11 protein-coding genes, 1 tRNA gene and 1 riboswitch are annotated in these 23,209 nt (G+C 75.3%); of the genes, 4 read left to right on the top strand and 8 right to left on the bottom strand.

Annotated elements, in window-relative coordinates; translation table 11 throughout:
- Positions 1-213 precede the first annotated feature (213 nt).
- Together IE313_RS02990 and IE313_RS02985 are read right to left on the bottom strand one after the other, a co-directional pair.
- Positions 214-4,191 carry an AfsR/SARP family transcriptional regulator gene (locus IE313_RS02990; protein ID WP_189929228.1) on the bottom strand — a complete coding sequence of 1,326 codons (3,978 nt, stop codon included), beginning with the start codon at positions 4,189-4,191 and terminating at the stop codon, positions 214-216.
- 495 nt (positions 4,192-4,686) lie between these two features.
- Positions 4,687-6,807, bottom strand: a complete 2,121-nt coding sequence (locus IE313_RS02985) for an asparagine synthase-related protein (protein ID WP_189929227.1) — start codon at positions 6,805-6,807, stop codon at positions 4,687-4,689.
- Between the two features lie 1,854 nt (positions 6,808-8,661).
- On the opposite strand from IE313_RS02985, the gene IE313_RS02980 reads away from it, so the two are divergent.
- The 4 genes from IE313_RS02980 (at position 8,662) to IE313_RS02965 (ending at position 14,390) form a co-directional block, all read left to right on the top strand.
- Positions 8,662-10,083, top strand: a complete 1,422-nt coding sequence (locus tag IE313_RS02980; protein ID WP_189929226.1) for an NsdA family TPR-like regulatory protein — start codon at positions 8,662-8,664, stop codon at positions 10,081-10,083.
- A gap of 267 nt (positions 10,084-10,350) precedes the next feature.
- The gene (gene lhgD / locus IE313_RS02975) at positions 10,351-11,553 is read left to right on the top strand and encodes an L-2-hydroxyglutarate dehydrogenase (RefSeq protein ID WP_189929225.1); all 1,203 of its coding nucleotides are present in this window, start codon (positions 10,351-10,353) and stop codon (positions 11,551-11,553) included.
- A 71-nt stretch (positions 11,554-11,624) separates the two neighbouring features.
- Positions 11,625-12,521, top strand: a complete 897-nt coding sequence (gene trmB, locus IE313_RS02970; protein WP_189929224.1) for a tRNA (guanosine(46)-N7)-methyltransferase TrmB — start codon at positions 11,625-11,627, stop codon at positions 12,519-12,521.
- A gap of 363 nt (positions 12,522-12,884) precedes the next feature.
- Positions 12,885-14,390 carry a PrsW family intramembrane metalloprotease gene (locus IE313_RS02965; protein WP_189929313.1) on the top strand — a complete coding sequence of 502 codons (1,506 nt, stop codon included), beginning with the start codon at positions 12,885-12,887 and terminating at the stop codon, positions 14,388-14,390.
- 40 nt (positions 14,391-14,430) lie between these two features.
- On the opposite strand, the gene IE313_RS02960 is transcribed toward IE313_RS02965, so the two are convergent.
- The 6 genes from IE313_RS02960 to IE313_RS02935 all read right to left on the bottom strand — a co-directional run bounded on the left by IE313_RS02960 (position 14,431) and on the right by IE313_RS02935 (position 23,096).
- Positions 14,431-15,375, bottom strand: a complete 945-nt coding sequence (locus tag IE313_RS02960) for an aldo/keto reductase (RefSeq protein WP_189929223.1) — start codon at positions 15,373-15,375, stop codon at positions 14,431-14,433.
- Between the two features lie 152 nt (positions 15,376-15,527).
- Positions 15,528-16,658, bottom strand: coding sequence for a M23 family metallopeptidase (locus IE313_RS02955; protein WP_373316905.1), 1,131 nt, complete (start codon positions 16,656-16,658; stop codon positions 15,528-15,530).
- A 492-nt stretch (positions 16,659-17,150) separates the two neighbouring features.
- Positions 17,151-17,315, bottom strand: a riboswitch (cyclic di-AMP (ydaO/yuaA leader).
- Between the two features lie 259 nt (positions 17,316-17,574).
- The gene (locus IE313_RS02950) at positions 17,575-18,792 is read right to left on the bottom strand and encodes a PP2C family protein-serine/threonine phosphatase (RefSeq protein ID WP_229924305.1); all 1,218 of its coding nucleotides are present in this window, start codon (positions 18,790-18,792) and stop codon (positions 17,575-17,577) included.
- A 531-nt stretch (positions 18,793-19,323) separates the two neighbouring features.
- A tRNA-Met gene (locus IE313_RS02945) sits at positions 19,324-19,397 on the bottom strand.
- Between the two features lie 1,029 nt (positions 19,398-20,426).
- Positions 20,427-21,938 (bottom strand): aromatic amino acid ammonia-lyase, encoded by a 1,512-nt coding sequence (locus IE313_RS02940; RefSeq protein WP_189929222.1) that lies wholly within the window; start codon positions 21,936-21,938, stop codon positions 20,427-20,429.
- A 216-nt stretch (positions 21,939-22,154) separates the two neighbouring features.
- Complete coding sequence (locus IE313_RS02935; RefSeq protein WP_189929221.1) at positions 22,155-23,096, bottom strand: ABC transporter substrate-binding protein; 942 nt, start codon at positions 23,094-23,096, stop codon at positions 22,155-22,157.
- Between the last annotated feature and the right edge of the window lie 113 nt (positions 23,097-23,209).

Raw genomic sequence — 23,209 nt, 5'->3', positions numbered from 1 at the left:
GCGGGAACGCCGCCCGGGGCGCGCGGGCCACGAGCGAAGGGGGACGCGGTGGCCGAGGTGGGACACGGCGCCCGAGGCCGGGACGAGCGGAGCCGGAATGAACGGGGCCGGGGCAAGCAGGGCCGGAAGCGAACGGGACCGGAGCAAGCACGGCCGAGACGAACACGACCGGAGCAAGCACGGCCGAGACGAACACGACCGGATGCGGCCGGGTCAGCGAGCGGTGGGCGGCCAGGCCCGGAGGCTCTCGGCCACCGGGCGGGGCGGGGCCGCGCCGATGGCGGCGGCAAGCTCGGCGAGGACCCCGTCCGGATCGAGGTGCCGGCCCGTCGTCCGCTCGCTCTCGTAGCGGTCCGTGCCGAGCACGGCCATCGCCGCCGCGGCCGCCCGCTCGGCGATCGCACGGTCGGGCATCGGCCTGTCGTGGCCGCCGCGCCAGGCCGACGAGGCCGCCAGCAGCCGGGCCACGCGCGCGTGGTCACCCAGGTCGGACACCAGCGCGGCACCGCTGTCGACGAGTGCCGCGGTCACCACCTCGGCGCAATGGCCGCTCAGCGCCTGGTGCAGCGCGTGGATCAGCAGCAGGAGCCCTGCCGCGGGGCCCTCGTCGGCGGCGGTGACACGGGCCTGGACGTTGTCCAGCATGGCCAGGAACTGCGGGGGCGGGGTGCCGAGGACGGTGTCGGCGCGGGCGGCCTCGCACCAGGCACGGGCCTCGGGCAGATCGCCGTCGTCCAGGGCGATGAGGGCGCGCAGCAGACGGATGAACGCACGCGAGTCGATCACTCCGTACCGGTCGGCGGCGTCGGCCGCCCCGTCGATGAACTTCACCATCCGGGCGCGGTCGCCCGCACGGTAGGCGATCTCGGCGAGCCGGGCCAGCAGGAACGGCGCCTCGGCGTGGGCGCCGACCTCGTAGGCGAGGCGCAGCGCCTCCTCGTACTCCTGCTCGGCCTCCGCGAACCGGCTGCGGGCCATGGCGGCCTCGCCGCTCGCGCTGCACACCTGCGCCCGCATCCAGCGGTCGCCGACCCGCTTGCTCAGCTCACGCAGCTCGGCCAGGTCCTCGTCGACGCCCCGCAGGCCGCCCGGCATGTCGACGGCGATGTGGGTCCGGAACATCAGCATCACGCCGATCTCCCAGTCACCGCCGTGCACACGGCAGTTGGCGACCGCGGCGTCGATGGCGGGGGCGACCGCGGACGGGCCGTCCAGGAAGAAGACCGTGAACGGCCAGACCAGCCCGGGGAAACGGGCCGCGGCGGGGCTGGGGCGTTCGAAGGCACGGCGCACGCGCGCGACGGAGGCGCGGGAGCGTTCGTCGTGCATCGCCTCCACCGGCCCGGACTCGGCCACCAGGAACAGGTACATCAGCCGGAGGTTCATCCGCGGCCAGTACAGCGGGTGGTCGTCGTCGCCGACGGGATCCGTGGCAGCTCTGCCCTGGTCATCGATGGGAGCGAGGAGCCGGGCCCCGTCCGCGGCCGGCAAGGAGGGCGCGGCGGCGGAAACGGCGGACGGGGCGGGCCCGCCGGGCCGGCGGGACGGGGCCGCGCCGGGGGCCTGGGCAGGGGTGGGGGCCTGGGCAGGGACGGGGGCCTGGGCAGGGACGGGGGCCTGGGCGGCCGGGAGGCGGAGGATGCGCCGGACCCAGTCGGCGCCCTCCCCGCGGTAGTTGCGCAGCCACCAGAACCAGCCGACGGCGAGGGCCACGGCAGCCGCCAGTTCCTCGTCGCCCTCGGCGAGGGCGCGGTGCAGGACGGCGCGGATGTTGTCCAGCTCCGTCTCCAGCCGGTCGATCCAGGGGAGTTGCTCGCCGGAGCGGAGCAGGGGCTCGGCCTCCTCGACCAGGGCGCGGACGTACGCACTGTGGCGGCGCTCGGCGGCGGCACGCTCGCGGGGGCGCTCGGCGGCACGCTCGGCCGCGTACTCGTGGATCGTCTCCAGGAGGCGGTAGCGCATGCCGCCCACGCCGTCCCGCGCGCTCTCGTCCGGGGTGGCGACGACGAGGGACTTGTCGACGAGGGCGCCGAGGACGTCCGCGGCGGGGCCGGTGCAGACGGCCTCCGCGGCGGGCAGGTCCCATCCGCCGGCGAACACCGAGACCTCGCACAGGACCCTGCGCTCCTGGTCGGTGAGCAGCTCCCAGGACCAGTCGACGACGGCCCGCAGGGTCTGCTGGCGGGGCAGGACGGTGCGGCTGCCGCTGGTGAGCAGGCGGAACCGGTCGTCGAGGCGGTCGGCGATCTGACGGGGTGTGAGCAGGCGCAGACGGGCGGCGGCCAGCTCGATGGCGAGCGGGAGGCCGTCGAGGCGGCGGCAGATCTCGTCGACCGCGGCGGGGTCACGCGCGGGGTCGAGGCCGGGGCTGACGGCGGCGGCGCGCTCGATGAACAGACGGTGGGCCGGCTGCGGTGGCAGCGGCTCCACGGGGCGCACGCACTCACCGGGCACGCCCAGGGGCTCGCGGCTGGTGGCGAGGACGGTGAGCCCGGGGCAGCGGGTCAGCAGGGTCTCCGCCAACTGGGCCGCGGCGTCGACGACATGCTCGCAGTTGTCGAGGATCAGAAGCAGGCTCCGGGCCGCGCAGTGCTCCACGAGCAGGGCGACGGGGTCGTCCTGCGGGATGGTCCTGTCGGCCGTCCGCAGCACCGTCTCACGGAGACCGAGGGCGCTGACGACGGCGCCCGGGACCGCCTCCGGCCGGTCGAGCGGGGCCAGCTCGGCCAGCCATGCCCGCGGATGCCCGGCGGCGGCCTCCTCGGCGAGGCGGGTCTTCCCGGAGCCGCCGGGGCCGGTGAGGGTGACCAGACGGGCTCTTCGTATGTCGGCACGGATGGCGTCGAGTTCGGGCTCCCGACCGACGAAGGACGTCAAACGGGGGCGGAGGTTGCCCTTCCGGTCGTCCTTCGCGCCGGGCGGGCCGGAGAGCGGGCGCCCGGTGGGCGGGTGTTCGGGAAGCGGACGCCCCGGGAGGGGGTGCTCCGGGAGCGGGTGCTCCTGAGGCCGGGGGTCCTCGGTGTGCGGGGCGGTGTGCGGGGCGGTCGGCCCCACGCCGGGGGCGGTCTGCCCCGCGCCGTCGGTCGGCCCCACGCCGGGAGCGGTCTGCCTCGCGCCGGGGGCGGATCGGGTGTCCTGGACGGCCCGGGGGCCCGAAGTGGACCGGACTTCCTGGACGGACCAGCTCTCCCGGGCGGACCGGGCTTGCGGGACGGATCGGGTGCCCGCGCCGGACCACGCGGCGGGGGCGGAGTGGTTGCCCGGGGGTTCCGTGGCATCCGGGGCGGCTTCGACGCCCGGGGCGCCTGGGATGACCCGGGCACCCGGGACGGCCGGGGTGGCCGGGACGGCCGGGGTGGCCGGGACGACCGGGGTGACCGGGACGACCGGGGTGACCGGGACGACCGGGGTGACCTCAGAGAGCGGAGGGGCCGGAGAGGCCAGAGGGACCGGAGGGGTGTGGGTGGGTGGGTCGGCGCCGCCCAGGAGTTCGGTGTGCAGCGCGCGCAGTTCCTGGCCGGGGTCGGCGCCCAGACCCTCCGCCAGGGTCCGGCGTGCCCGCTCGTAAGCGGCCAGTGCGTCGGCGCCGCGGCCGGCGGCGCGCAGGGCCCGGATGAAGAGCGCGTGCAGGGGCTCGTCGTAGGGATGCGCCGCGGTCAACTCCGTCAGCTCCGGTATCAGCTCGGTGGCGCGGCCCAGCCGCAGGTCGGCGGCGACCCGGACGCGGACCGCCTCGAGGCGCTGGACCTCGGGGCGGGTGGCCGCACCGCGGTCCGGCAGGTCGGCGAGGGCCGGGCCGTGCCACAGGGCCAGCGCCTCCCGCAGGGTGCGGGCCGCGGTGCCCGCGTCGCCGCGGCCCAGGGCCGCGGCGCCCTCCCGCGCGAGCCGTTCGAACCGGAAGAGGTCGACGTCCTCGGGGTCGGCCACCAAGCGGTAGCCGCCCGCGTCGGAGGCGACGGCAAGCTTGCCCAGGGCGCGGCGCAGCCGGCCGACGAGCGCCTGGAGCGCGGCGGGCGCGTCGGAAGGAGGGCGGTCGGCCCACACGTCCGCGATGAGCCGGTCCGTGCTGACCGCACGGTCGGGGTGCAGGGCCAGGACCGTCAGCAGTGCGCGCAGGCGGGGGCCGCCCAGGGGTATCGGAGCGCCCTGGTCGGTCTGCGCCCGGGTGGTGCCGAGGATCTGGTACCGCACGGGTCCATTCTCACCGGGGCCCGGTCCTGGAGCAGCTTGTTTCCGCTCGTGGCGGCGCGGCAGGGCGTGCGGCCGCCGGGACGGCCACCGGGGGGCCTGCGGGGACGGCCCCGTGCGGCCCCAGGGGCGGCGGCCTGCGGGCGGCTCGGAAGCCGGCTTCGCGGTGGCGCACCGGGTGCCGAGCGGCGCTCTGGGCGGGGGGCACGCGCGCGCCGGGCGCTCCACGGTGCCGTAGGCGGCGGGGGCCCGGCAGGCCGGGGCAGGTGCTGGACGAGTCCGGGGGAGCCCCTTGGTGCGCCTCCGGACGTGGTACGCGTCCTCCACGCCGTACACGTCACCACACGCCGCACACCACCCCGAGCCGTACACGTCACCACACGCCGCACACGCCCCCGACGCCGTACGCACCCGCGCCGTACATGCCCAGCCGTACACACCCCGAGCCGTACACACCCGTTCCGTGCACACCCCGGCGTCGTTCACTGCCGGCGTCGTTCACTGCCGGCGTGCCGCGCCCAGGGCGTCCCTCTGGGGGACGACGCTTCCGGAGGGGACGGCGCGCTGGCGGGAGGGGGTGCCGGTCCAGCAGGTGCCGCGGCGGGCGAGGAGGCGGCGCAGCCACACCTCCAGGGAGACCAGGTCGGCGAGGCCGTCCAGGGGCAGCGGTTCGCCTTCGGACGCCGCGCGCAGGGCCTTGCGCACCACCCGGGCCTCGACGAGCCCGGCCTCCGCCAGCAGAGGGGTGTCGAAGAGGCTCACCAGGTCACCGATCGCGGTGCGCATTCCTATGCGGACGGCGGCCGAGGAGCCGGCGGGCGTGGGCGCTCCCCAGCCGGCGGGCAGGTCGGCGACGCCGGAGCCTTCAAGGACCTTGCGCAGGACGGCGGCTCGGGCGCCGGGCTGGACGCGCAGCGCGACGGGGAGTGCGCGGCACGCGCGTACCACCTGGTTGTCCAGGAACGGGGTGTGCAGCCGCTGGAAGCGGATCTCCGCGGCCTGTTCCAGGATGCGGAGGTCGGCGGCGTACCGGGCGAGGGCGGCCCGGGCGCGGAAGTCGCCCGGGCGCAGTCCGGAACCGGGTCCCGGCCGGGCCGCCGCGGTGCTGAGGCGAACCGATACTTCGGCCAGGGCCTCTCCCGTCAGCCACCGTGCGGCCGGACCGGGTCTGCCCCAGGCGAGTGCCGCGAGCGAGGCGTCCACCGGCCCCCCCAGGTCGCCCGTCCGGTCGAAGCGGCGGCGCAGCAGCAGGTCGGCGAGGGCGTCGACGCCGGCGCGGTAGGGGGTGCGGGCGAGGCGGCGCGCCGCGCTGTACACGCGCGCGGGGACCATGACGGAGCCGTCCGCCTTGGCGAGTGCCGCGACCGGGCGCACCAGGTGGCGGCGCTTGCGGTCCATCAGCAGGTCGGCCAGGCGCGCGGGGTGCGCGTCCAGGACCTGGCGGGCGCCGTACCCGGTGAAGTGGTCGGCGCTGCCCGCGGCGAGCCTGGCGCGGTGGCGCGCGGCGACCACCAGGGAGGGGCCGGGCTCGTCGGTGAGGGGCGCGTCCAGGCTGGCGTACGGGAGTGCCTCCTCGCCGCCCGCGACGACGACGTGGTGCAGGCGGGGGTTGGCCGCTATGGCACCCGCGCGCTCCAGCTCGGCTTCCTGGCCGCCGACGGCGAGGTCGTTGAAGGTGACCGCGAGGAGCCGCTCGCCCGCACCGGTGCCGTGGCCGAGGACGGTGCCCGGCATGCCGGGCAGGCCCGCCGCGAGCAGGGCCAGGGTGCCGGAGGCGGGCCCGCCGGAGAGGTCGGCGCCGATGCCGGGCACCGGCATGCCGCGGGCCGCGCGCCGCTCGGCGGGTCCCATGCCGGGGACGGGGCCCGGGTCGATGCCGGCCCCGGGGACGTGGCGGGGGGCCGCGAGCCGGGCGCGTACGGCCTCCACGAGGGCGTCCCTGACTCCCTCCACGGCACTGGCGGCGTCGACGGGCGGGGCGGCGACGGCGAGGGAGGCGACGGGCTCGTACCCGGCGATCTCGCGGGCTCCCGTGCGCAGCACGAGGGCGTGGCCCGGCGGGATGCGGCGCACGCCGTCGTAGGGCGTCGAGTCCTGGATGGCCTCGGGCACGTCGGGGGCGGCGAGCAGGGCGGCGAGGTGCCCGATGTCGAGGGGGGCCTCGATGAGGTCGGCCAGGGGCAGGGCGGCGGTGGCGTACGCGGTGCCGCCCGCCCAGGGTGTGTGGAAGACGGGCCGTGCGCCGGCGAGGTCGCCCGCGACGGTGACGCGCCGGCCGACCTGGACGACGGCCGTGTAGCTGCCGGCCCACGCGGTGAGGTGCCGCAGTGCGCCGCCGCGGGCCGCGAAGAGGGCGACGCGCAGTTGCTCGTCGGTGGCCGCGCAGGTGCCGAGGACGGCGATGCGGGTCTCCGCGTCGGCCTTGACGACGCGGACCTCGTCGGGACGCCAGTCGCCCACGGCCCACAGCGGATCGGGATCGCCCCACAGGAGTTGGGAACCCACCGGGTGCACGGTCTCGCCCTCGACGTCACTCCAGCCGCCCGCCGGGGCCGGGCGTACCGCCCCCGGCCGGAGGGCTCCTGCGGTGGCACTGCTCCACCCCACCAACCACCGCATTGCCGCCTCCACAGGCTGTGGACAACCACTACGAGCACTGCGACCAGTGCAACCAGGGCGTCGAAGAACCACCACACCGGACGGACTCGGGACCATGCTGCCACGAAGGAGGCGCACGGGAAGGTTTACGGACCTGCTTCCGCGCTCCTGCATGCGCCCCTGGCATGCGACAGGTGACGCACCACAGGAGACTGCTGGTTGAACAACAGACAACCACACCCAGGGACGAATCCACCGCGTCCGCGCGCGGTGGAGCGGGGCTCGCCGGAGCCGGGGCGAGCGGGCGGCGCACCCGGGGGGCCACCGGGTCGCGATGCGGTCCACGGAGCGGAAGTTGCACCACGGGGCACGGATGCGGGGACCGGCGGACACGGCGGGGAACGCGCCGGTGGGGCGCGGGTCGCGGGACGCGGTAGGCGTCCCGGTGCATGTGTGGCGCTCATCGGGGCGCGGTGGGACGGCGGACCCGGGCGGCCGGGAGGTCGGGTGACCGAGCGGCCGGGAAGCCGGGCGACGACCTGGGAAGCCGGACGACCCGGACGACCCGTCAGGCCGGAACGCCGTACGACCGAACCGGCGCCGCCGTACGACCAGGCATGGCGGTGTCGAACGATCGGGCGGGACGATCAGGACCAGACGGGACGACCAGAACCATGCGGTCGTGCAGAACCAGGCGGCCATGCAGAACCAGGCGGCCATGCAGGCTGACGATCAGCCGGACGAGGTCGGGCGAGCCGACGCACGAAGGCGGGGCGCAGGGGCCGCGTTGCACGACTTCACAAGTGCACACGATATTCACCCCGGTGGGGAGGACCCCGGAGCCGCGGTTCGGGATATCCGGGAGCGCCCGGGGGGCGCAGCGGCGGCCAGGGACCCCGCGAGGCCCGAGGTCCTCGTCGAACGGCGTCCCGCGGGCCTCCGGAGAGCCGCCGGAGGCCCGCCCGAGAGCCGTCATGGAGCCATCGGGGAACCCATGGAGAACTGCCGGAGAACCGCCGGAGAACCACCAAGAGGTCGCCAGTGGATCACCAGGGATCACCGGAGGACCGCACGACGGGCCGCGCCGGGCGCCCGGCGCACCCCTCTCCCGAACCCTCCCGGCCTCTCCGGGCCCTCCCGGGCCTTCGCGTGCTCTCCCGGGCTCTCCCCCGAGCCTTGCCGCACACTCCCGCGCGCTCCCGCACACTCCCGCGCGCTCCCGGGCTCCCCGGGGCCCCGGAGGGCCGCCCCGCACCTTCCCGCCCCCCACCCTCACCCGTACCTCGCGCCCTCGCGGCGTCCGGACGGGAACGGGGCGCCGCGCAGGCGGCGCCCGGACCCGGGCGGGAAAGATCCTCGGCCCTCTCGGGACCGATCCGTGGGGCGGGATTCAGCCATTTCGGCCGGGATGAAATTGCCCTACGCACTCCATCCCAGCGGGCGGACCCAACTCACGGTCCGGGAGGCGGCGTACGCCTCCCGGACCGGTCCGCCGCCCGCGGGGATGGAGGCGGCGGTGTCCCCCAGCCCACTGGACCCAGTACAGCGGGCCGACCCACGCGTGATCCATCGAAGCGCTCCCGTAGTGGCCGGAGAAGAGCGCACGGGCAGGCGCACGGCCACACGCGCGGAGCGCGCGCCGGCATGGTCGCACTTCGCGACGGGCAACAATCTCGCCATCCGGAACTATGCCTCTTAACGCTTGGGATGCACCGAACTACCCTGTGTGTGCCTGTGTTTTCGCGGTGGCATATACCCCGGGGCTCGGACACCTGCGCTTGCAGCCGGGGGCCGGAGCGGCGCCGTGGGGACACGGTACGAATGCCGGGCGGTGGTGCGACCGCCGCGGCAGCCTTCTGTGTCGAGGGGTGGCGCATGTCCAGGGACCAACGCGGGCCGAACGAAAAGCTCGGCGCCGTCCTCGCCCTCGCGGGAATCAGCAACGCAGGACTCGCGCGGAGGGTCAACGACCTCGGAGCGCAACGCGGATTGACGCTCCGCTACGACAAGACCTCGGTCGCCAGATGGGTGTCGAAGGGCATGGTGCCGCAAGGCGCCGCGCCCCACCTGATAGCGGCGGCCATCGGGCAGAAGCTGGGCCGACCCGTGCCGCTGCACGAGATCGGCCTGGCGGACGCGGATCCGGCCCCCGAGGTGGGCCTCGCCTTCCCGCGCGACGTCGGCGCCGCGGTGAAGTCGGCGACGGAGCTCTACAGGCTCGACCTGGCGGGCCGGCGGGCGGGCAGCGGCGGCATCTGGCAGTCACTCGCCGGGTCGTTCGCGGTCAGTGCGTATGCGACGCCCGCCTCACGCTGGCTGATAACCCCGGCCGACAGTTCGGTGGAGCGCAACGCCGGGCCCCTGGGGGCCGGTGGTCCGCTGAAGGTCGGCCACAGCGACGTACGCAAGCTGCGGGAGGCGGCCGAGGACGCCCGGCGCTGGGACTCCAAGTACGGGGGCGGCGACTGGCGCTCCTCCATGGTGCCCGAATGCCTGCGGGTGGAAGCGGCCCCGCTGCTGCTCGCCTCGTACTCGGACGAGGTGGGCCGCGCCCTCTTCGGCGCCAGTGCCGAGCTGACCCGGCTGGCCGGCTGGATGGCCTTCGACACCGGCCAGCAGGAGGCCGCGCAGCGCTACTACATCCAGGCGCTGCGCCTGGCCCGGGCCGCCGCGGACGTCCCACTCGGCGGCTACGTACTGGCGTCGATGTCGTTGCAGGCCACCTACCGGGGCTTCGGCGACGAAGGCGTGGACCTCGCCCAGGCGGCCCTGGAGCGCAACCGCGGCCTGGCCACGGCCCGCACCATGAGCTTCTTCCGGCTCGTCGAGGCACGTGCCCACGCGCGCGCGGGCGACGCCCAGGCGGCCGGTGCCGCGCTGCGGGCCGCCGAGGGCTGGCTGGAGCGGTCCCGCGAGGGCGACAACGACCCGTCCTGGCTGGGCTTCTACTCGTACGACCGGTTCGCGGCCGACGCGGCGGAGTGCTACCGGGATCTGAAGGCCCCCCGCCAGGTGCGGCGCTTCACCGAGCACGCCCTGTCCCGGCCCACCGAGGAGTACGTGCGCTCGCACGGGCTGCGCCTGGTGGTCTCCGCGGTCGCCGAGCTGGAGTCGGGGAACCTGGACGCGGCGTGCGAGCAGGGCGTGCGGGCCGTGGAGGTGGCCGGGCGGATCTCGTCGGCGCGTACCACCGAGTACGTGAAGGACCTGCTGCACCGCCTGGAGCCGTACGGGGACGAGCCGCGGGTGGTGGAGCTGCGCGAGCGGGCCCGCCCGCTGCTCATGGCACCGGCCTGACCGCCGGCCGGCGCGGGGCCCCGGCCCCCGCCCGCCGGTGACCGTCCCGGCGGGCCGGCCGGCCCCCGGCGGGCTCCCGCCGCCCGGCGCGCCCGCGGCACCCGCGCGACTCCCGCCGCCCTGGCGGCCCGGGCGGGAGGGGCGGGAGGGGCGGTCCGGCGGCGGTCCGGGCGGTCCGGTGTGCTGCGGGGCGCACCACGGGCCCGTTCAGGGGTTTGAGCGCGTCGTCAGCGGTGCAGTGCACTATCGGACGTGGGAGGTGGACGCGTGGCGCAGACCGACTGCGACGTGCTGGTGATCGGCGGCGGGATCGTCGGCCTGTCGACCGCGTACGCGCTCACGCGCGCCGCGCCCGGCACACGGGTGACGGTCCTGGAGAAGGAGCAGGGTCCCGCGCGCCACCAGACCGGGCGCAACAGCGGCGTCATCCACAGCGGCATCTACTACCGGCCCGGCTCGCTGAAGGCGCGGTACGCGGTGCGCGGCGCCGCGGAGATGCAGAAGTTCTGCGCCGAGTACGACATCCCGCACGCCCAGACCGGCAAGCTGATCGTCGCCACCGAGCGCGGTGAGCTGCCGCGCCTGCACGCCCTCGTCCAGCGCGGCAGGGAGAACGGCATTCCCGTGCGGGAGCTGGGCCCCGCGCAGATCGCCGAGTACGAGCCGCACGTGCGCGGCCTCGCCGCCATCCATGTCGCCACCACCGGCGTCTGCGACTACCAGCAGGTCGGGCGCCACCTCGCGGAGGCATCCGGAGCACGCATCCGCTACGGCGCGCGGGTGACGCGCATCGACCGCCGCCCGGAGCGCGGTGTGGCGGTGCGCACCTCGGACGGCGCGGTACTGCGCGGCCGGGTGCTGGTCAACTGCGCGGGGCTGCACTGCGACGAGGTGGCCCGCCTCGCGGGTGACGAGCCCGGGATGCGGATCGTCCCCTTCCGCGGCGAGTACTACGAGCTGGCCCGGCCCGAGCTGGTGCGCGGCCTGGTGTATCCGGTGCCCGACCCGGCGTTCCCCTTCCTCGGCGTCCACCTCACCCGCGGCATCGACGGCGGCGTGCACATCGGCCCCAACGCGGTCCCGGCGCTCGCCCGCGAGGGGTACGGGTGGGCGACCGTCCGGCCCCGTGAGCTGGCCGCCACGCTCGCCTGGCCCGGCTCCTGGCGCATCGCCCGCCGCCACTGGCGGTACGGGGCCGGGGAGCTGCGGCGCTCGGTGTCCCCCCGGGCGTTCGCGGAGGCGGTGCGCCGGCTGCTGCCGGAGGTCGAGGCGGACGACCTGGTGCCCACCGCGGCGGGCGTCCGCGCCCAGGCGGTGCTGCGGGACGGCACCCTGGTGGACGACTTCCTGATACGGGAGGCGGTGCGCACGGTCCACGTGCTGAACGCGCCGTCACCCGCGGCGACCGCGTCGCTGCCCATCGGACGGGAGGTGGCCCGCAGGGCGCTGCGGGCGCTGTCCGGCACCTGAGCACCGGCCGACGGCCGACTGTCGACGGCCATTCCCACCGCCCGAACGGGCCCCGGCCCCACCGCACGGACATGGGCACACAGCCCCCGCCCCCTGGCAGGCCCCGCCCCACCGCACGGCCCCACTCCTCCGCACGCCCCACCCCTCCGTACAATCGACGCACTGTGTCACAGCACGACGAATCCGGCCCCGGGCGACCCGACCGCAAGCGCATGTTCCCCGCCGGCACCGGCCCCTCCCCCGACCCTGCGGGAACCCGTTTCGAGCGGCGGATCCGGAGTTTCCAGCCGCGTCGCAGCCGCGTCACCGCGGGACAGGCGGGAGCGCTCAGGAGGCTCTGGCCGACCTGGGGCTTCGACGTCGACGGATCGCACGTCCTCGACCTGGAGGCGCTCTTCGAGGGCCGTCCGGTCGTCATGGAGATCGGCTTCGGCATGGGCGAGACCACCGCTCGGATGGCCGCCGACGACCCGGGCACCGGCATCCTCGCCGTCGACGTGCACACCCCCGGCCAGGGCAACCTGCTCGCGCTCGCCGAGCGGTACGGCCTGACGAACGTCCGGGTGGCCAACGGCGACGCCGTCATCCTGCTGCGCACCATGCTCGCGCCTGCGTCCCTGGACGGCCTGCGCGTGTACTTCCCCGATCCCTGGCCGAAGAAGCGGCACCACAAGCGGCGCCTGATCCAGCCCGCGTTCCTGACCCTCGCCGCGACCCGCCTCAAACCGGGCGCGCTGGTGCACTGCGCCACGGACTGGGAACCGTACGCGGAGCAGATGCTCGACGTGCTGAGCGCCCACCCCGGCTTCGAGAACACCCAGGCCGACGGCGGCTACGCGCCGCGTCCCCCGTTCCGTCCCAGGACGCGTTTCGAGGAGCAGGGCGTCGAGAAGGGGCACGTGGTGCACGACCTGATGTTCCGCCGCACCGCGGCCGAGGCGGCGGAGAACACGGCCGGGCCCGAGTGAGCCGACGGGGCCCGTGACCGGACGAAGCTCCGTGAGCCGACGAAGCTCCATGGGCCGACGAAGCTCCGTGAGCCGGGTCGACGAGGCATCCCCGAGCCGGGTCGAGCCGAGCCGATGAGGCCCGAGCCGAACCGACAAAGCCCCGTGGGCCGGGCCGAGCCGACAGGGCAACCCCGAACCGACGAGGCACAAGGCACGTCCACGCCGAGCCGAACCGACAAGGCAACCCCGAACCGACGACGCCCCGTGACCCGGGCCGGGCCGGCGAGGCGCCCGTGAGCGGACGAGGCACCATCGCGGCCGAACGCCGGGCTGGTTAGGGTCGATACCGTGTCCACCCGTCCGAACCCCTACGCCCCGGCGGTGACGCCCCCCGCCCAGCCGGGCGTGCCCGTGCCCGCGCCCGCCGCCCGTCATCCGCACTGGTGGCAGCGGCGCGGCGCCCGTGTGGGCGCGCTGAGCACGCTGCTCGCACTCTGCGGGCTGGTGATCCTGGCCCTGGTGCGCGAGCAGACCGGCACCGAGGGCTTCCTGGTCGGCCTCGGGCTGGCCGTGCTGCCCGTGCCATTGCTCGTCGCGGCCTTCCGCTGGCTCGACCGGGTCGCTCCGGGGCCCTGGCGGAACGTCGTCTTCTGCTTCGCCTGGGGCGCCTGCGCGGCCGCGCTCATCGCGATCGTCGCCAACAGCTTCGCGACGCACTGGATAGCCACCGCCACCGCCGACCCGTCCGGCGCCGACACGCTGGGCGCCACCGTGATAGCGCCGGTGGTGGAGGAGTCCTCGAAGGCCGCCGCGGTGCTGCTGATCTTCCTCTTCCGGCGCCGGGACCTCACCGGCCTGGTCGACGGCGTGGTGGTCGCCGGCATCACCGCCACCGGCTTCGCGTTCACCGAGAACGTCCTCTACCTGGGCACCGCCTTCGGCGACGACCAGCTCACCGGCGACAGCGGCTTCGCCTCGCTGACGATGGCCACGTTCTTCGTCCGCGTGGTCATGTCGCCCTTCGCGCATCCGCTGTTCACCGTGCTCTCCGGCATCGGGTTCGGGCTCGCGGCGGGCTCCGCCGACCGCCAGCGGGCGCGCCGGGTCCTGCTGCCGCTCTGCGGGCTGCTGCTGGCCGCCGGCATGCACGCCACGTGGAACGCCTCGTCGGACTTCGGCGACTACGGCTTTCTGCTGGTGTACGTGGTGTTCATGGTGCCCGTGTTTGCGCTGCTGACCTGGCTGGTGATCTGGAGCAGGCAGCGCGAGCTGCGCACGGTCCGCGAGGAGCTGCCGGTCTATGTGGCGGCCGGCTGGCTGCCGCCCCACGAACCCCTGGTGCTGGGCTCGATGCGGGCCCGCCGCACCGCACGGGAGTACGCCGGCCACACGCTGGGCGGCAGGCCGGCCGCACGGGCCGTCGCCGAGTACGAGGCGTTCGCCACGTCCCTGGCCTTCCTGCGGCACCGGGGCCGGCGGGGGCGCGCCGGCACGGACTTCGTGGCCCGCGAGGAGGCGCTGCTGCGGCAGCTTTGGCAGCGCAGGCAGGTGGCGGGGCCCGCACTGGCGCACGCCACCCGCGCACTGCCTCCGGTGCCCTGGTTCGGCCCGCGGTGGGGCCCGTACGGGTACGGGCCCCCGACCGGCGGCCATGGATCCTGGCCCGGTGGCCACGGCCACCCGACCGGCGGCTACGGCCACCCGCTGCCCGGTGCCCGGCAGCTTCCGTACGGGGCTCCCTACGCGGCGCAGCCCGTCCTGCCGTACGGGGTGCCGTACGGGGTGGCCCCCTACGGCCCGGGCGGCGGCGAGGGGCCCGGGCGTCAGGGCCCGTCGACGGGCGGCGGTGGGACCGGGGCCGTGGGAGCCGGGCCCGTGGGGGTCTGAGCCGGGCCCGGATCCGTGGGGACCCGGGCCGGGCGGCTCGTCAGGCCGAGGCGTCCGTCAGGAGCCGGACGTCCTCCTCCGTGAGGGTGAGATCCGTCACGGCCAGCAGCGCGGGAAGCTGCTCCAGGGTGCGGGCGCTGGCGATCGGGGAGACGACGGTGGGCCGGGTGAGCAGCCACGCGAGGGCGACGGTGGCGGGCTCGGCGCCGTGCGCCTTCGCCACGGTGTCCAGCGCCCCGAGCACCCTGCGGCCGCGCTCGGTGGTCAGGTGCTTGCCCGCGCCTTCGGCCCGGGCGCTGTCGACGGTGCCGCCTGGCCGGTACTTGCCGGTCAGGAAGCCGGAGGCGAGCGAGAAGTAGGGCGCGGCGGAGACGCCCGCGGCCTCTGCGGTGTCCTGGAGGGCGCCCTCGTAGGTGTCCCGGGAGACCAGGTTGTAGTGCGGCTGGATCGCCACATAGGGCGCGAGGTTCTCGCGCTCGGCGAAGTCGAGGGACTGCTTCAGGCGCTCGGCGGTGAGGTTGGAGGCCGCGACGGCGCGCACCTTGCCGGCCTTCACCAGGTCGTCCAGAGCGGTGACGATCTCCTCCACGGGGACGGAGGTGTCGTCCTTGTGCGTGTAGTACAGGTCGATGTGGTCGGTGCCGAGGCGGCGCAGCGACTCCTCCGCGGCGGCCTTGATGTTGGCCGCGGACAGGCCCGGGTAGTCGGGGTGCGCACCGACCTTGGTCGCGACGACGATCTCGTCGCGGTTGCCGCGTGCGGCCAGCCACTTCCCGATGATGGTCTCGGACTCGCCGCCCTTGTTGCCGTCGATCCACGCCGAGTAGACGTCGGCGGTGTCGATGAAGTTGCCCCCGGCCGCGGCGTAGGCGTCGAGCACGGCGAAGGACTGCGACTCGTCGGCGGTCCAGCCGAAGACGTTGCCGCCGAGCGAGAGCGGGGAAACAGCGAGGTCGGACGAGCCGAGTGTGCGGAGTGAGGTCATGGCAGGTGCCAACGCGCCTGCTGAGGCGCGTATTCCGGTACGGTCCGGCACGGTCCGGTACTGAGCCGGACCGGTCCGGCACGGAGCCGGGCCGGGCGGCAGCCCGGCCCGGCCCCCCGGCCCGGCCCCCTGCCGGGGCCGGGGCCGCGCGCCTACGGCGTGATGCCGTCCTTCTCCAGCCAGGCGAAGGGGTCGATGGCGGCACCGCCGCCGGGGTGGACCTCCAGGTGGAGGTGGGGCCCCGTGACGTTGCCGGTGGCGCCGACCCGGCCGATGACCTGGCCGGTGCTGACCTTCTGGCCGACGCTGACGCTGATCGAGGACTGGTGGCAGTACCAGAGCTCCGTGCCGTCGTCGAGCTCCAGGACGGTGCGGTAGCCGTAGGAGCCGGACCAGCCGGCCTCCTTGACGGTCGCGGTGTGGATGGCCTTCAGCGGGGTGCCGGTGGGGGCCGCGAAGTCCAGGCCGGTGTGGTAGCCGGAGGACCACATCGAACCGGCGTCACCGAAGCGGGAGGTCAGGGTGTAGGAAGAGACGGGGAGGGTGTAGCTCTTGGCGAGCTTGGCCAGGCGCTCGGCCTCGGCCTTGCGCCTGGCGGCCTCCTCCGCCTTCTGCTGCTCGGCGGCGGCCTTCTTCCGTGCCGCCTCCTTCTGCTGGGCCGCCTCTTCGGCCGCCTTCTTCGCCGCGGCGTCCTCGGCGGCGCGCTCGACGGCGCTCTCCGCCTGGTCCTGCTGCTGCTCGGCCTGCTGGAGGATTCGCTCGCGCAGTGCCTCACCGGCGTCGGTGGTGCCGCGTTCGGCGTCCTCGGCGGTGACGCCGGCACCGGTGAGCGGGTCGGTGCGGGTGCCGGAGGAGTCGGAGCCGCCGGGCAGCAGGTGGCCCACGCCGGGCAGCGATCTGGCCTCGTCGGGCAGTGAGTGGGCCATCGACGACAGGTCCTGCATGGCGACGTGCACCGAGGGCTTGCCGCCCTCCGCGGTGGCGATGCCGCCCGCGCCGACGGCGGCGATCACGCCGACACCGAGGACGGTGGAGCTGCGTGCGAGGCCGCCGCGCTGCTTCATGACCCGGTGCCTGCCGCGTACGGGGCGCACGGAGTCCGCGGTCGGGTTCCACTCGGTGTCCCGGGCGTCCCCGGCGACCCCGTTCTCGTCGGCGTACCCGGCGCCGGTGTGGTCTTCGGCACCGGCGTGGTCGGCGGCGTCGTCGGCGTCGGCGAAGAAGTCGTCACCGGGGCGGGTGCCGTGGAACGCGCGGGCGTCGTCGGGGGCGCCGGCGGTCAGGTCGGGGAAGGTGAACTGCCCGGTGCCGGTACCGGTGCCCTCGGCGATGTCGTGGAGGCCGAAGGTGCGGGTGCCGAAGTCGCCGGTGTGGGCCTCGTGGGCGGCCTGTGCCGCGGGGGCCGGGGCGGCGAAGGCATGGGTGGTCCGGGGCTGCCACGGGTCGTCGGCGGCGACCCGGGTGCCACGCGGCGGAGTGGGCTGCCGGCCGCCCGGCTGCCGGAGCTCGCCGGTGGCGCCCTGCGCCGCGGCCCACTGCCCGTGCTGCTGCCCGTGCTGCTCTCCGTACTGCCGCCCGTACTGCTCGGCGGCCCGGTCCTGCTGCGGACGGGACGGGGCGGGGGCCGCGGGGTACGGCTGGTGGTGCACGTGCCCGGCGGGGCGGTGGGCCGAGCCGCCGGGGCCCTCGCCGGAAAAGGCGGGGAAGGACTGGGTGGACTGGGGATTGCCCGGGGCATAAGGGGCAGGCCGGTTGGACGCCACGGGGGCGCGCTCCTTTCCTTCCTTCTCGCCTACCGGGTTAGCTGACGGGTTCGGAGCAGGAAGGTCTCCTACGGGCGGCCCGCTCCGTACGGATGGCTCCGTACGGCCAAGGCGCGCCCGATTCACCCCACATGGATGGTTCCCCGGTTCCCTCGCGGGATTCGGCGCGTGCGCGCGGAGCCGCCTTGTGGCGGCTGGGACGACCGCGCTGCGTTATCGAACGTTAATAGAGGACCACACCCGATTCCAAGCAGTTCCCACTGATCATTGACCGCTTCGGCCCGGACTTAACAGGACACGAGGGAACGCAATCGGGCGAGTTGACCCGGGTGTTCCGCCTGGTAACTTTCTGACGGTGCCTCAGTTGTTATGCGCAGGGGGGTCACCCGGTCACCGAAGGTGACGAGTGCCGACGGTGGAGTGACGCGCGTAGCTCTCAGGGGCGGCGCACGGCGAGCAGGGCCAGGTCGTCCGTCCCACCGTCTCCGGTGTGCCGGCGCACCTCCCCGGTGACGACGGACAGCAGGTCGTCGGGGCCGCCGAAGACCCGCCCCCGGAGGCTGGCCACCGGGTCGTAGAAGGTCCCGTGCGCGTTGCGGGCCTCGGTGACCCCGTCGGTGTACATCAGCAGGGTGGCTCCGCGCGGGAACGGGACGTCCCGGGCCTGCGGGGGCCATGCGCCGAGGTCGGACATGCCGAGCGGCAGCGCGGCGTCGCAGGCCGCCACCTCCCGCAGTGCGCCGTCCGCGTACAGCGCGAGCGGCCAGGGGTGGCCGCGGTTGACGACCCGCACGACGTCCCGGCCGTGCGGGATCTCGGCGAAGACCGCGGTGGCGAACTCCTCGAACCCCTCGGGCCCCTGCCGGATCGCCGTCTCGCGCGCCAGCGCGCGGTCGAGCCGCTGCGCCACCGCCTCCAGCGAGGACTCCTGCTCCGCGGCCTCCCGGAAGGCACCGATCAGCACCGCGACCGCTGCCACCGCACCGAGGCCCTTGCCTCTGACGTCGCCGACCACGACCCGTACGCCGTGCGGGGTGTCCTGCACGGCGTAGAGGTCGCCGCCGATGAACGCCTCGGCCTGCGCCGCCTCGTAGCGCGCCGCCACCTCCAGGCCCGCGAGGCGCTCGGGGGGCTCGGGCAGCACGGCGCGCTGGACGGCCGTGGCGACCTGTCTGGCGGAGGTGAGCATCGTGTAGCCGCGCTGCACGACGCGGTTGATGAGCAGGGCGAGCAGGCTCACGACGAAGCAGGTGACGAGCTGGGTGATGCCGTTGGCGTTGTCGATCGTCATGCGCTCGGCGTTGCGCACCAGGGTGCCGGTCAGTGCGATAGCGCCGATGACGATCACGGCATGCGGCCGGTAGAACGGCGCGGCGATCAGCGGGGCGGCCACGAAGATGGGCACCGCGCTGTACTTCACCGGCAGCAGGGCGTCGAAGAGCAGCCCGCCGAGGACGATCAGCCACGGCGACAGCCGCACCAGTTGCCGCATCAGCCGGGCCCAGCGCCCCGCGTCCGGCGCGAGCCCGCCGCCGGTGCCCGGCAGGGCCCTGCCGGGCAGCGGTCGGACGGGCGCGAAGAGGGTGGTGACCAGGGTGGGCCGCAGCGGCTGCGCGACGGACGCGCGGTGCCGGGTGGCGCCCCTGGACGGCACGCGGCGCGGGACGGCGCCCGGGCGCGGCGGGCCGGCGGCCGCACGTGCTCCCGCGGGCCCCCGCCGGGCGGCGGGGGACCGGGAGGCGCCGGACGGCCGTGGGGTGTCGGGCGGCCGCACGGCACCGGGCGGCCCGCCGCCGAGGGACGGCCCGTCTCCCTCGCGGTGTCCGTCGCCGTACGGTCCTGGCTGCGTCACCGCTCTTCTCCTGCCACTGCTGCTCGTGTTTCGGCAACAGAATCAAGCTTGACCGGTTTTGTCGCTTATGGCGAATCGATCGGCGCTCGGTCGTCGGCTCCGCGGGCGCCACACGCGCCCCGCGGACGGACACGGGCACGCCCCGCGGACGGACACGGACACGGACCGCGGACGGACACGGGCCGGGGCCCCATGGGCGCACACGTACACGCGCCGCGGGCGTACACGTACACGCACCGCAGATGCATGGAGACGCCCGCAGACGGCGCACGAACGGCACGCAGACACGCCGAGGGGCCGGAACCATGAGCGGTTCCGGCCCCTCGGTCTCAGTAGCGGGGACAGGATTTGAACCTGCGACCTCTGGGTTATGAGCCCAGCGAGCTACCGAGCTGCTCCACCCCGCGTCGGTGATTACGAGTGTACGCCATCTTCCGGACCGATCTTGCCAGTCCCCGGCAGCCACTCCACCGAGCTGCCCGCGTGCGCCGGCGCCTGGCGGCACGAGGCTGCCGTTCGGGGGCGCGGCGGGGGCCCACCGGAGGGAGGCGGGGCGGGCGGCAGAAGCGGAGGTACGCGGGGCGAACAGCAGAAGCGGGGCGGAGGCCCGGGGCGGGTCGGAGGCCCGGGGCGGAGGGGGCAGCCGTGGTGGCCCGGGGCGGAGGGGGCCGTGGTGGTCCGGACCTGGCGCGCACCCCGTGTGAAACGCGCACCCGTGTTCCCGGCGTGCGCACACTCCCCAGGGGCCCCGGAAAGCGGTGGACTGGCCGGCAAGGCCGTGCGGGCCCCGGTGTCCGTGCGGAGGGGGGCCGCCGTCCTTCCCTGCCCACGCCGGCGGCCCTCACCGACTTCGGCCGGTGGGACCATCCGCCCACTGGCCGAGGCCAGGTGCACCGGCACCGGTACATCCGAGGGTGCGGTCACGACCGCGCTCGTCGGTGCCGGGCACCTCGGCAGGGACGAGGGCGGCCGGGGCCGGGGCCACCACGGGCACCGGACGCCAGGACCACTGCCCGCGGCACAGCCCGCGGCGCCCGGCGGGCGCCGCGGGAGGGCGCCGGCGACCGCAGGGACCGGCAACCCCGGACGCAGGCGGCACCGGCGGACGACCGTCGGGCAAAGGCGCCCCAGGAACCAGCTCCCCAGGGACAGGCAACCCCGGGCACGGGCGACCCATGATCACGGGTGACCCCAGAACCACCGGCGACCCCTGACACACAGGCGACCCCGGACACACAGGCGACCCCCGCCACAGACCCGGCAGGCACCGCTACAGACCGCAGGCACCGCTACAGACCCGGCAGGCCACCTGCTACAGACCGGTAGCCGCCGCTACCGACCCGGCGGCACCGCTACAGACCCGGCAGGCCGCCGCTACAGACCGGTAGCCGCTGTAGCCGACCGGTAGCCGCCGCTACAGACCCGGCAGGCCGCCGCTACAGACCCGGCAGGTCGTCGAGTACGGCGGCGGCCGCCGCGACGTCCGCGGTGAGCGGACGGTCGGCCGTCTCCGGGTCGAGGGCGGCCGCGGCGAGTGCGAACGCCTGCCCCGCGGGCAGCGCCGGGTCAGGCGCGCAGCCGCGCAGTCGCAGCGCGCGCACCGCGGCCAGCAGTTCGCAGCCGAGGACCAGCCGGTAGGCGCCGATGGCGCGCAGCGCCTTGCGGGACGCCTGGGTGGCGAAGCTGGCGGCCTCCTCCACGCCCTGCGCGAGCACCGCATGGGAGAGCGAGGCCGGCGCCGCGCACGCCTCCACCTCGGCCAGCGCGCCGGTGGCGCTGTGCTCCAGGATCATCATCCCGGAGCTGCCGGGCGTGCCGTCGGTGAGGAAGGACGGCAGCCCGGTGAGATCGCTCCTGCCGAGGGCCACCAGGCGGGCCGCGGACAGCCGGGCGGTGCCGAGCACGGCCAGGCAGAGCTGGTCGAGCGCGAGGGTGAGCGGCGCGGCGAAGAAGCCGCCGTGGTGGTAGGCGCCTGGACCGCCGCCCGGGCCCTCCCGGGTGAACAGCGGGTTCTCCGCGGCGCAGTTCAGGTCCACGGCGAGCACCCGCTCCAGCGCCGCGCAGGCCTCCAGCGCGGGACCGTGCTGCTGCGGGAAGCAGCGGAAGGCGAACGGGTCCTGGATGCGGCCGGCCGGCGGCTCCGGCCGGTCCGGGGCCCCGAGCAGCCGCCGGACCTCCGCGGCGGTGTGCACCGAGCCGGGGTGCGGCCGGGCGGCGTGCACCGGTGCCGCGTACGCCTCCAGGGAGCCCTCCACCGCCAGCAGCGACAGGGCCGTGACGGCGTGCGAGGCGCGCAGCAGCCCGCCCAGGTCGTGGCAGACCAGGGCGGCCTGGCCGAGCGTGAGGGCGTTGCTGCTCAGCAGGCCGAGCGCGTCGCCGGGCTCCATGGGGATGGCGGCAGGGGGGTCACCCGCCTGCGGCTCCGCGGCCGACCAGGGCCTGCGGCCGACGAGGGTGAGACCGAGCTGCGCGAGTGCGGTGAGGTCCCCGGTGCCGATCGCGCCGTATTCGTTCACCTCCGGGTGCACCCGGGCGCGGAGCGCCTCGGCGAGGGTGAGCACGATGGCGGGGCGCAGGCCGGAGCCGCCGGCCAGTAGCTGGTTGATCCGCACCGCGAGCATGGCCCGGACCTGGCGGGCCGGGAGCGGGGCTCCGATGCCGCCGGCGTGGCTGGCGAGGAGGCGCAGGTCGTGGCCGTCCGCGTCCTGGGGGGTGATCTCCACCGAGCGGTGGGCGCCGACGCCGGTGCTGCGGCCGTATATCCGCCCTGTCTTGGTCAGTTGCCGGGCCGCGCGCCAGGTGGTCTCCATCCGGGTGAGCGCCGCGGGGTCGACGCGCGGGTCCGCCTGGACATCGGCCAGGCGGGTCACGCCGGTGGCGTCCAGGGTGTGGCCGTCGAGCACCACCGGGTCGGGGGGTGCGCTGCGGTGTACGGGGGTCGTGAGCATGCCGCCTCCTCCTGGGTCTTCCGGTGCCGCCCCCGGGCGGGGGCGGGGACTGCGCCCGACGGCGCCGCCCGCCCCTCCGCGGGGCGGGCGGCGGCCGCAGCGGTCCGGGCCGGTCCGGGCGTACGGGCTGTACGGGCGTACGGGCTGTACGGGTGCGGTGTACGGGTGTACGGCGGGTACGCCGAGCACCTGATCTGACCCGGGCCCGGGCCCGGGTCAGATCAGGTGCTCGGCCTTCAGCCAGGACCTCGCGACGTCCATGGGGTCCTTCTGCTCGTTCTGGACCTCGGTGCCGAGCTTGAGCAGGGTCGGGGTGTCGAGCGCGGCCGAGACCGCGTTGAGCGCGGCGGCGCCGGCCTTGGGGAGGTCCGGGCGGTACACCAGCGGGACGACGTTCTCGAAGCCGAAGAGGTTCTTCGGGTCCCGGAGGACGACGAACCTGTTCTTACGGATGCTCGGATCGGTCGTGAAGACGTCGCCGACCTGGATGTTGCCGCCCTTGAGCGCCGCGATGGTCAGGGGGCCGCCCGCGTCGAGCGCCTTGAAGGACCTGAACGTGACGCCGTAGACGGACTTCAGCCCGTCCAGGCCCTGGTGCCGGGTCTGGAACTCGGGCGAGCCGCCGATCACCAGGCCGGGTGCGGCGTCGGCGAGGTCCGCGATCGTGGAGTCGGACGTCAGGTGGTACTTCCCGGCGGTGGCCGCGTTGACCGTGACCGCGTCCTTGTCCTGGGCCCTGGACGGTTCGAGGAGGCCCAGCTTGGGGGCCAGCTTGTCGGTGACGGCCTTGCCGGTCTCCTCGACGGTCTTCGGGACCGCGTCCTTGTCCAGGTAGGCGAGCAGCGCGCCGTTGTACTCGGGGAGCACCGTCAGCGTGCCGTTCTTGATCAGGCCGTAGGTGGTCTCCCGACTGCCGATGTTGTGCTTGTACTCGACCTTGAGGCCCTTGGCCTTGAGCGCCTCGCCGTAGATGTCGGACAGCAGGGTGCTCTCGGCGAAGTTGTTGGAGCCGACGACGACCGTGCCGTTCCCGCCCCCGTCGCCCTTCAGCGGATCGCCTCCGGAGCCGCCGGACGAGGAGCATCCGGTCAGGGCGGCCGTCAGGGCGCTGGTCAGGACGACCGCGGCGGTCGCGAGGAGGCGCTTCTGGCTGCTCATGGTTGCGGTCACGTTCCCTTGTCCAGGCGACGGCTGACGGGGCCGGCCGCACGGCTGTGCGGGACGGCACGTGCGGACGATCCAACGAGAGCCCGCACGCGGAGTCAAGCGCG

The sequence above is a fragment of the Streptomyces sulfonofaciens genome (genome assembly GCF_014656295.1).
Classification (GTDB): Bacteria; Actinomycetota; Actinomycetes; order Streptomycetales; family Streptomycetaceae; genus Streptomyces; species Streptomyces sulfonofaciens.
The sequence above is the reverse complement of the archived record's forward strand: the minus strand, read 5'-3'. Positions and strand labels throughout refer to the sequence as shown.

Bases quoted from the DNA above. Each gene is read 5' to 3' on its own strand.
- IE313_RS02985 (WP_189929227.1), bottom strand. From the start codon at position 6,807: ATGCGGTGGTTGGTGGGGTGGAGCAGTGCCACCGCAGGAGCCCTCCGG.
- trmB (WP_189929224.1), top strand. From the start codon at position 11,625: ATGGGCACACAGCCCCCGCCCCCTGGCAGGCCCCGCCCCACCGCACGG.
- IE313_RS02980 (WP_189929226.1), top strand. From the start codon at position 8,662: ATGTCCAGGGACCAACGCGGGCCGAACGAAAAGCTCGGCGCCGTCCTC.
- IE313_RS02940 (WP_189929222.1), bottom strand. From the start codon at position 21,938: ATGCTCACGACCCCCGTACACCGCAGCGCACCCCCCGACCCGGTGGTG.
- IE313_RS02935 (WP_189929221.1), bottom strand. From the start codon at position 23,096: ATGAGCAGCCAGAAGCGCCTCCTCGCGACCGCCGCGGTCGTCCTGACC.
- IE313_RS02960 (WP_189929223.1), bottom strand. From the start codon at position 15,375: ATGACCTCACTCCGCACACTCGGCTCGTCCGACCTCGCTGTTTCCCCG.